This is a genomic window from Kitasatospora sp. NPDC051164, from assembly GCF_044455625.1.
GTDB lineage: Bacteria > Actinomycetota > Actinomycetes > Streptomycetales > Streptomycetaceae > Kitasatospora.
On the sequence record NZ_JBITFB010000090.1, the window covers coordinates 1 to 8,102 of the forward strand.

At 69.3% G+C, this 8,102-nt stretch carries 8 protein-coding genes; 3 read left to right on the forward strand and 5 right to left on the reverse strand.

The window, feature by feature from the left end; genetic code table 11:
- Positions 1-481: 481 nt before the first annotated feature.
- Both ACIBEC_RS47210 and ACIBEC_RS47215 read right to left on the reverse strand, forming a co-directional pair.
- On the reverse strand, positions 482-934 hold the full coding sequence (locus ACIBEC_RS47210) for a hypothetical protein (RefSeq protein WP_360510108.1): 453 nt from the start codon (positions 932-934) through the stop codon (positions 482-484).
- Between the two features lie 79 nt (positions 935-1,013).
- On the reverse strand, positions 1,014-1,178 hold the full coding sequence (locus ACIBEC_RS47215) for a hypothetical protein (protein WP_360510109.1): 165 nt from the start codon (positions 1,176-1,178) through the stop codon (positions 1,014-1,016).
- A gap of 142 nt (positions 1,179-1,320) precedes the next feature.
- Here ACIBEC_RS47215 and ACIBEC_RS47220 point away from each other — a divergent pair, with 142 nt between their 5' ends.
- Together ACIBEC_RS47220 and ACIBEC_RS47225 are read left to right on the forward strand one after the other, a co-directional pair.
- The gene (locus ACIBEC_RS47220; RefSeq protein WP_360510110.1) at positions 1,321-1,917 is read left to right on the forward strand and encodes a hypothetical protein; all 597 of its coding nucleotides are present in this window, start codon (positions 1,321-1,323) and stop codon (positions 1,915-1,917) included.
- 85 nt (positions 1,918-2,002) lie between these two features.
- The gene (locus tag ACIBEC_RS47225) at positions 2,003-2,164 is read left to right on the forward strand and encodes a hypothetical protein (RefSeq protein WP_360510111.1); all 162 of its coding nucleotides are present in this window, start codon (positions 2,003-2,005) and stop codon (positions 2,162-2,164) included.
- Between the two features lie 309 nt (positions 2,165-2,473).
- On the opposite strand, the gene ACIBEC_RS47230 is transcribed toward ACIBEC_RS47225, so the two are convergent.
- From ACIBEC_RS47230 to ACIBEC_RS47240, 3 genes are all read right to left on the reverse strand, one after another.
- Positions 2,474-4,285, reverse strand: coding sequence for a hypothetical protein (locus ACIBEC_RS47230; RefSeq protein ID WP_360510112.1), 1,812 nt, complete (start codon positions 4,283-4,285; stop codon positions 2,474-2,476).
- 9 nt (positions 4,286-4,294) lie between these two features.
- The gene (locus ACIBEC_RS47235; RefSeq protein WP_360510113.1) at positions 4,295-6,343 is read right to left on the reverse strand and encodes a hypothetical protein; all 2,049 of its coding nucleotides are present in this window, start codon (positions 6,341-6,343) and stop codon (positions 4,295-4,297) included.
- A 73-nt stretch (positions 6,344-6,416) separates the two neighbouring features.
- Positions 6,417-6,788, reverse strand: a complete 372-nt coding sequence (locus ACIBEC_RS47240) for a hypothetical protein (protein ID WP_360510114.1) — start codon at positions 6,786-6,788, stop codon at positions 6,417-6,419.
- A 402-nt stretch (positions 6,789-7,190) separates the two neighbouring features.
- Between ACIBEC_RS47240 and ACIBEC_RS47245 the strand changes: the two genes are divergently transcribed.
- Complete coding sequence (locus ACIBEC_RS47245) at positions 7,191-7,802, forward strand: helicase associated domain-containing protein (protein ID WP_360510115.1); 612 nt, start codon at positions 7,191-7,193, stop codon at positions 7,800-7,802.
- The last annotated feature ends 300 nt before the right edge of the window (positions 7,803-8,102 follow it).

Sequence of the window (8,102 nt, forward strand, 5' to 3'; positions counted from 1 at the left end):
CCCCTACAACTCACCCTATAAAAAACAACCACACCCCCGGCGCCCCAAACAAACCCCAAACCACCCCCCCCCGGGCCCCCCCGTCCCCCCCCCCCCCCCCCCCCCACAACTCGTATTGGCCCGACGCGCGAACCCAGGCGGCTCGGTATCGACATCGCCCATGGGTCCCTGGCCACCGTCCGCTCCGGCCGTCCGGCCCCTGCCGGCCGGTCGGCCGCGGCTCGTCGTCCCTGCCGCGCCGGACGCTGACCGCGTCGGCAACGCGACCAAGCTCGCCCGCACCGCTCCAGCCGCGTGGGGACGCAGGGCCTGGTGTCGCAGACGTCGTCCTCCTGCGCTGACGAGCCGCCTCCGAACCCCAGCGCCCCTACCTTCGGTGCAGTACGTCCTGGGCGACGCCCGCAACCGGTGGCGCCGCAGGCGCCACCCCGTGTTCCACGCAGGGCCGCCAGGCCCGCGCGGCCGCCCCGGCGCCAACCCACTACGCTGTGCCCATCCCCGGTGACGCCGCAGGCGCCACCCCCACACACCCACCCAAGGGGCCGGGCCGCCAGGCCCCGGCCCCTTGCTGCGCCCCGGTCTGGCCCACCCCACGCCAGCCTGCAGGCTTGCCGATCCGTGGTGGGAGGTTCGCGTTCTCCATGAGAAGCTCTGCACAGACCGCGACCAGCGCGATCCGCTCGCCCATCGCCAGCTCCGGCAGCGCCTGGGCGTACGGGCTCCCGGTGACGACGTAGGCCGCCAGGTCGTACGCCAGCTCCTCGTCCAGCTGCCCTTCGCCGGCCGGGACCACCTCCCGGCCGGCGGCCTGCTCGACGGCGGCGGCAGCACGCTCCAGCACCGTGCGGTGCCGCTCCTCCGCCTGCCGGGCCGCGAGCTCGCGCACCCACCCAGCCGCCACACGGCCCGCCTCGCCCGCCTCGGCGAGCAACACGTTCGCTGCGTGCTGACGCTCGCGCTCCCGCTGCTCCTGGTGGCCTGCAGTTCTCGGCAGGCGGCCGAGATGTTCTCCATCAAGGGCGGGTGATCTGCCCGTCGCGGACGCCGCACTCGGGGCCTCGGTCCCAGGTGACGACGTAGGGCCAGTGGGTGGGGTAGGAAGCGCTCCACAACGCCCTCGCCACCGCTGCGCCCGGGCTGGTGGCCGCGGCGCCGACCGCGACACCCGTGGAGGTCAAGGCCGGGCAAAGTGCAGGAATTGTGGGGGGATTCTCCGGAGTGCCGATCGGCGGATCGACGGGGTGCGCCGACTGACTACTCTTCGGTGATCACCGTTCAGGTGGTCATTCGTATTCGTCAGCCACGGGGGGTCACCCGCTCATGTCCGCATCGCCGCCTTATCCGCGCCAGCCGTACGGGCAGCCGCCGGCCCCGCAGCCGTACGGCGGACAGCCGTCCGCCGGCCAGCCCTACGGCGGTCAGCCCTACACAGGCCAGCCCGCCTACGGCCCGCCGCCCGTGCCGCAGGCGCAGCCGCCGTACGGTCAGCCGCCCGCGCCCGCGCCCGGGCCGCGTCCGCCGGCCGGGCCGTCGGGGCCGCGGCGGCGAGGTCCGCTGCACTCGCTGCTGTCCGTCGGCATCGTGCTGGCGGTCTTCGGCGGCGTCGCCTGGTACGTGTGGAACTACAACACCAGCCCCACCGGCGGCAAGGCCAAGGCGGAGGCGACGCGCTCCGCGCAGGCGGCGGAGGCCAAGACGCACGATCCGAACATCGGGGACTGCGTCAAGATCGCCGACCCGGAGGGGGATCCGCAGCCCACCATCGTGGACTGCACCTCCCCCGAGGCCCAGTACAAGACGGCGGACCGGCTGATCGGCGCGGACAAGCACTGCGGCAAGGAGTTCGACTACGGCATCCGGTACTCCTCCCGCCGCAGCACCGATTTCACACTCTGCTTCACCAAGGTCCGTCGCTGAGACCGCTCCTGAAGGTGGACCGGGCAGTGCTCCCCGGCCGCCCGCGGTGCCGGTGTAGGTGCCGTTCACCGCAGGAGCGGGGATCGTGATCACCACGGTGGGGGTCCAGCTCGTGGAGTTGTTCCCGTTGCCGGTGGAGGTGAAGGCCGGTCTCGGGCTGCTGAGCGCCTGTTTGGTCGAGGCGTCGCTCTGGCCCGGTGTGACCGTCACGGTGCCGTTCGCACTGGTCGCGGGTCCGGACCAGTAGGAGACGTTCGTGGTGGTGATCGTCTCGGCGGACGAGGCGCCGCCAGTGGTGAAGTTCGTGGCGGACACCGTCGCCGTCCACGTGCTGGTGGCCAGTCCTCGCCCGTCCGAGACGGCTCACCGAGCCGAGGGCACCGCTGATGGTGCCACCGGGCGCGGCGCCGCCAGCAGCCCTTTGGCGCACACGCCTGGGTGGCCGTGGACGGGTCCCGGTCGGCGAACCTGCCCACCAGGGCGGCTACACCCCCGTCATCACCATCCGCCCGGCACCACCCGCCCTGTCCCGTCTCGGCTCAACGAGGAGCGCGGGTTAGGCGCGGGGGATGCGCACGTATAGTGCCCCGCTGCCGCGGCGTTCGAGCCACGGGCCGGTACGCGAGCCGCCGGCACCGTCGTTGACGGTCGTCCGGTACCAGAACCTCCTCGAGAACGTCGCTCTGTCGGCTGGCCACACCATCCACCGGCGTGGTCGGTGGTCGTCCCGGTTCGGCCACTCGAAGGTCGTCTTGTACGTCCCCTCGGCCGTTTCGAACTGGGCGCTGGCCCTTTCGCCCGCACGTAGGCCGGGCAGCAACTTGATCGGGTGGATGTCCAGGTGGTTGAGCATGGCGGGCGAGATGTCGAGGGCGATGTCTTCGAATGGCTGCCCGTCGTAGTCAGGCGCATCGATCGGCTGAATCCAGCGGTCCCAGCTCACCACGCACAGCTCAGTGTCTTCGTAATGCATGGACCGACCGAAGTATCGGTACACGTACGTCCTGTTGGGGGTCCATTCCTTGTACCGCTCGGGGATCTCCCCCACCTCGCTGGAAGGCTTCCAGTGCGTACTGAAATGCCACGGCTGAAGTCCCTCCGACGGGTCGGCCGGCCGGTCGTAGCCTTTGAAATACCGCGTGAACTCACCGGCGGCATCGGGGTAGACGCAGTCGACCATCGCGCGTTCCACCGCCGGGTTGTCGAAGGCGTGGACCGGACGGAAGACCCGGGTCAGGTCGTGCCGCTCGTCGTCGGGGTAGACGTTGAAGAAGTACTTCGACGGTTCGCGCCGGATCTCGTCGAACTCTGCTGTGAACCGGGTGTCCACGGTGAGGCCCCGGATGTAGCGGTAGCCCCCTTCGCTCGTGTGCTCCAACGTCGCCTCCGGCGGGCCGTCGGCCGCGACCTGCCAGCTCCGTCCCCAGGGGTTCGACGGCCCGTCGGCGGGGCCGGCCAGCGCGGTCCCGGTCCCCTCGGGGCCCTCCAGCACGGCGGCCCGCGCGAGTTCGAGGAAGTACCCGTCCACGCAGCCGGTTCGGTCCAGCAGACGGCTGTCGTACGCGCCTTTCGTGGGAACGGTGCCGTCCAGCACGAAGTCCACCGTGAGCCGGCCGTCGGCACGCAGTCGGCCGACCGCCTGGCTGAGCGCGTCGAGCGTGAGGTGGTCACCGCTTCCGCTCTTCTGCGCCCAGGCGAGGAGACCGGACCGGATGTCGTGCCAGTCGCCCTTCGCCGTCAGGCGCTGCACGGGCGCGGTGAACTCGATGCCCAGGCTGCGGTTCACGGTCAGCGGCGCGGTGCCGTCGACGATCGCCTCCTCCAGCCACTGGGTGCGGATGCGTCCCATCAGCGCCGTGTAGGCCCGTCCATCGGTCGCCGGCATCGGGCCGCTGGTTGCCCCTTGGGTCTCGCAGTACCAGGGAGTGATCCCGGCGAGGCCGCGGGCGGTCCGGTCCGCCCGCGCCGCGATGTTGGAGAGCGTGGTGTGGGTGTACTGGAAGGTCAACGGGACGAAGTTGTCCGGACTGAACGAGGTCCAGCCCCAGTAGGGGTCGTTCTTGGGGCAGGTGAGCAGGAACCCCCGCATGGCGTTCTCGACGGTGGCCGCTGACGGGTCGGAGACCAGGGTGAATCGGAGGATCCCGCAGATCTCCCCGTCGTTCGGGTCGAGCCTGGGATAGCGGGTGAAGCGGAAGTCGTAACCGGTGGTGGTGCGGCCCAGATGGAGCCGGCCGGGCATCCAGTGGAAGACGGATGCCTGGCCGGCCGCCCGGGCCGGATTCCGTACGTCTGGGTAGAAGACGTAGCTGTGTCCGTCGGCCTCGTAGGTGCGAGAACCGGCGATCTCCGTGGGGCCCATCATCATGGCTACCTGTTACGCCGGGGAGTTCCTGAAGCGGAAGGTGACCCCCGGATCGTTCTTCTTCGGGATCCTGACGCTGAGCTTGTCCGTGGTGCTGACCTGGTACGGGGACGTCCACTCCGAGTCCTCGGCGAGGTCAGTCACCGTGACCTTGTAGCGGTACCTGAGCTTCTTCTCGGGGTCGACCGGGTAGACGATCCAGTGGCGCTTCTTGTTGATGTCCGCCCTGACACCGATGAAGGTCGCGGACGGCCGCCCGGTCGGCTCGTCCTTGTCGTTCACCGGTTCGAGCACCAATTCGAGGTACCAGTCCTCCTTGAACAGCTTCTGGGTGGTCTTGAAGTTGATCTCGGTCGAGGCCATCCTGGCGGACTCGGCCCGGATCTCGACCAGCTCCTCGTTGAGCGGGGTGCCGTTGGGGCTGGGATCGATCTCCAGCGCTCCCATGCCGGATTCGAGGTGCGCGACGGTGTAGTCGTCGTTTGGGTCGGGTTCGTCGAAGTGCACGGTCCGCTTGACGAAGGTGACGTCCGGCTTCCAGCCGACCGGTGGGTTGGTGACGTCCGTGAGCCGCTTCTGCGCCTGCCGGTACGTGAAGACTTCCGGTTTCTCCCCGGCGGCAGGCTTGGTGAAGACATGGCCCTCCCACAGCAGCTGCCCGTTCTTCTCGGGGTAACCGAGCTGGACGGAGAGGCTGTTGAAGATCCCGGTCTGCCACTTGACGATGGGGACGCAGTTGCGGACCAGCTTGTGAGGGTAGTCGTCCAGGTAGATCTGCGGGAAGTACTTCTTCTCCGCCTCGGCCCCGCCGGACGCCATCTCCTGGAGCATGCCGTCCAGCGAACTGGAGACCACGTGGGTCTGCAGGTGGCTGATCTGGCTCGTCTCCTCGTAGCTCAGCTCCAGCGTGGTGCTCTCCATGCCGAACTTGAGCGCGACGGCGACGCCCCACGGACTGGCCCCCGAGGCCGAGGACGACGCCTCCGCTGACGTCTCCTTCGGTGCCGCCGGCTCGAAGATGACGTGGTTGGCGAGCTCCATGAACTTGTTGACCAGCAGGTCCGACCGTTCCCGCAGCTGCTCGGCGACCTTCTCGGCGCCCGGGAAGTTGCCGGGAACCTTGATGCTGACCTTGATGTCCCCGCTCTTGCGCAGCTCGTCGAAGCGCGCCTTGACGTCGGCCTGGAAGAACCAGGCGTGGGCGGTCGTGTGGGCGGAGAAGTGCTTGTAGATCGAGGACCAGCTGCCGGAGATCTTCAGTTCGACCTTGGGCGTCCACATCTGCACCTGCATCACGGAGGATGCGAAGATCGGGCTGGTGGTGGTGCCCTGGAACCCCTCGTAGAGGATCTGCGACGGGTAGTTGCCGACAAGCGCGGTGAACGCGTGCTCGGCGGTCGGGTCGATCCCCGCCTCGCCCGCGCCCTGCAGCACCCAGTACCAGTCGCCGATGTTCCCGTCCCTCTCGGGGGAGCCGCGCAGGAGCAGGTCCTCGTCCTGGTCGGCCAGCTGCCCGCGGGTGACCAGGGCCGGCGCCCCGCCGCCCTTGTCCTGCTCGAAGTAGCGGAAGCCGTCCTTGGTGAGCGTGATGTTGGACAGCGTGGTGTTGTTGGACATCAGCACCACGGGGGAGAACTCGGGCGTCAGGCCCTTGTGGTCCCACAGCCCGTTGGAACTGCCGAGGGTCGCGTCGATGAGCTGCTTCTGCGCCTCCTTCATCGCGCTCGCCGGGATCGCTCCGGTGGTGGTGAGGCTGAGCAGCCCCCCGACCGTCTCCCCGGAGGCCTTGGGCCCCGCGGCGCTCTCCCCGCCGTTGCCGACCCCCTCCCTCTTGGGGTTCGCGATGCCGCCGATGAAGCGCAGCAGGCTGAACTTGAAGTCGCCCTTCTCGCCGTCCCGGCGGGCGACGCGCAGCTGGGTCGGAAGCCAGTAGTAGTGGGGGCTCTTCCCCTCCTTGATCAGGTCGTAGTTGTTGGCGTCGGGGAAGAACGTGACGTAGTAGCCCTGGGAGGTGATGGCCTGTGTGCCACCGGCCATGGTGGGGCCTTGCGGCTCGGTCATGGATGACACCTTTCGTGATGAGCGGAAATGGGGGCGGCCCGCCAGACCGGGTTACGGTCGGCCTGGGGCCGGGTCAGGACTTACGCGTGATGTTGATCCACTTGCCGGTTGCCGCGCTCAGGTCCAGCGAGTCCTTGACCGCTTCTTCGACCTGGGCCTGCTCACCGGCGTCTGTGGTCGTGCCAAGGGTGTCGGCCAGCCGGACCGCCGCGATGGTGCTGTTCTTCGTCTGGGCCTGGATGTTGGCCCCCATGAAGGGGGTCGTGGTGCGCCCCTGCAGGTCGATGCGCATGGTGCTGTCCTTGACCAGGGTGCGCTGCTTGGTGCCCCAGAAGTCCGCGAACTTCCCCTTCAGCTGCTCGCCCAGATCGGCGAGCTGTTCCTTCTGCTTCTTGTTGGGGGTGATGCCGGAGTACGGTTCGGCCTCGGTCTTGATGATCTCCACGGTGTTTGCCTTCCGTTCGCCACGCCTCTGCGGGTGGGGAGTTGTAGCCCCTCTGTTCCCGTGGCGCCGCGACCGGAAGGCCGATGCGTATGCAAACCATTCCAATGGCGGCCGCCGCCCCCGTACACCGTGCCGCACACGACCGGCACCCGAACGCCACCGGCCCCACTACCGCACCGCCCACCCGCCACGCCGCCCGCTGCTGGTGTGCACTGCGGCTGGCCCGCTGGCCTGCTGAGTGGTTGTTGTCGTTCCGATCTTGAGGGCTGTCGGTCGAACGGGAGTCTCGATCGGGTGACTGCTGTGGCTTCCGCGCATGAAAGCAGGGCCTCTTGGTAGCTCGAAGGGTCTCTACGCCAACAAGCTGTCCAGGAGGCGCTCAGGGCGTTCAACCCGCGGGCCGTGGAGTGGCAGCGCATGCACGTGGTTGCCGCCGTGTTCCACCTCGAGCACGGCCACCTCGACCCGACCGACAAGCAGGCTCACCCGGAGCTGATTTCCTGGCTGGACCGGCAGCGCTACCTGCGCGGCCAGCACCTGCTCGACCCGGCCCGCGTCTCGGAGCTGGACGCGCTCGGCATGATCTGGTCCAAGCACGCCAACGCCTGGGAACGCGGCCACGCCTACGCCCGCGCCTGGGCCGCCCACCACGGCCACCTCGCGATCCCCGCCACCGAGAAGCTCGACGGCTACGCGGTCGGGGCGTGGATGCGCCGCCAGCGCAAAGCCGAGAACCTCGGCGCCGACCAGGTGGCGAAGCTCGACGCGCTGGACGAACTGTGGCGTCTGGAGCCGGACTGGAACCGCTCCTACCGCTGCCTGCTCACCTACCTCGCCGCCGGCGGCACCCTCGACGGCCCCACCAACCGCACCGGCCTCGGCGACGACCCCACCTTCCGGCCCGGCACCTGGCTTCGCAAACAGGACAAGGCCCACACCGACGGGAAGCTGACCCAGCAGCAGACCGCCCTCCTGGACGCCCTCCACCGGCACGCCGAGACCGTCGCCGGCTGATTCGCCCTGTACACCCCGCCGTCCCGGCTCTCCCGGCCGGGACGGTGGCTGGCGCCTCGTCGCCATCCGAGCCCGTCCGTGGCCAGCGGTGGTGGTGTGGGTCGCTTGGGTCGCTGTGCCTGGTCGGCGCGCTTTCCGTGGCCGCCGGTTTGTGCTCGGTGCGTCCAACCCGACCGGGGTCGTTCCGCCCGCCAGAGCGGGGGACCCTGCCGAGGCGGGAAGGCGGCACCGCAGGCGTGACATGCTCGGTGCATGACGATCGACGAGGAACCGATAGCGCAGCGCCGGCGCGAGGCCCCC

Bases quoted from the DNA above. Each gene is read 5' to 3' on its own strand.
- ACIBEC_RS47220 (WP_360510110.1), top strand. From the start codon at position 1,321: ATGTCCGCATCGCCGCCTTATCCGCGCCAGCCGTACGGGCAGCCGCCG.
- ACIBEC_RS47230 (WP_360510112.1), bottom strand. From the start codon at position 4,285: ATGATGATGGGCCCCACGGAGATCGCCGGTTCTCGCACCTACGAGGCC.
- ACIBEC_RS47235 (WP_360510113.1), bottom strand. From the start codon at position 6,343: ATGACCGAGCCGCAAGGCCCCACCATGGCCGGTGGCACACAGGCCATC.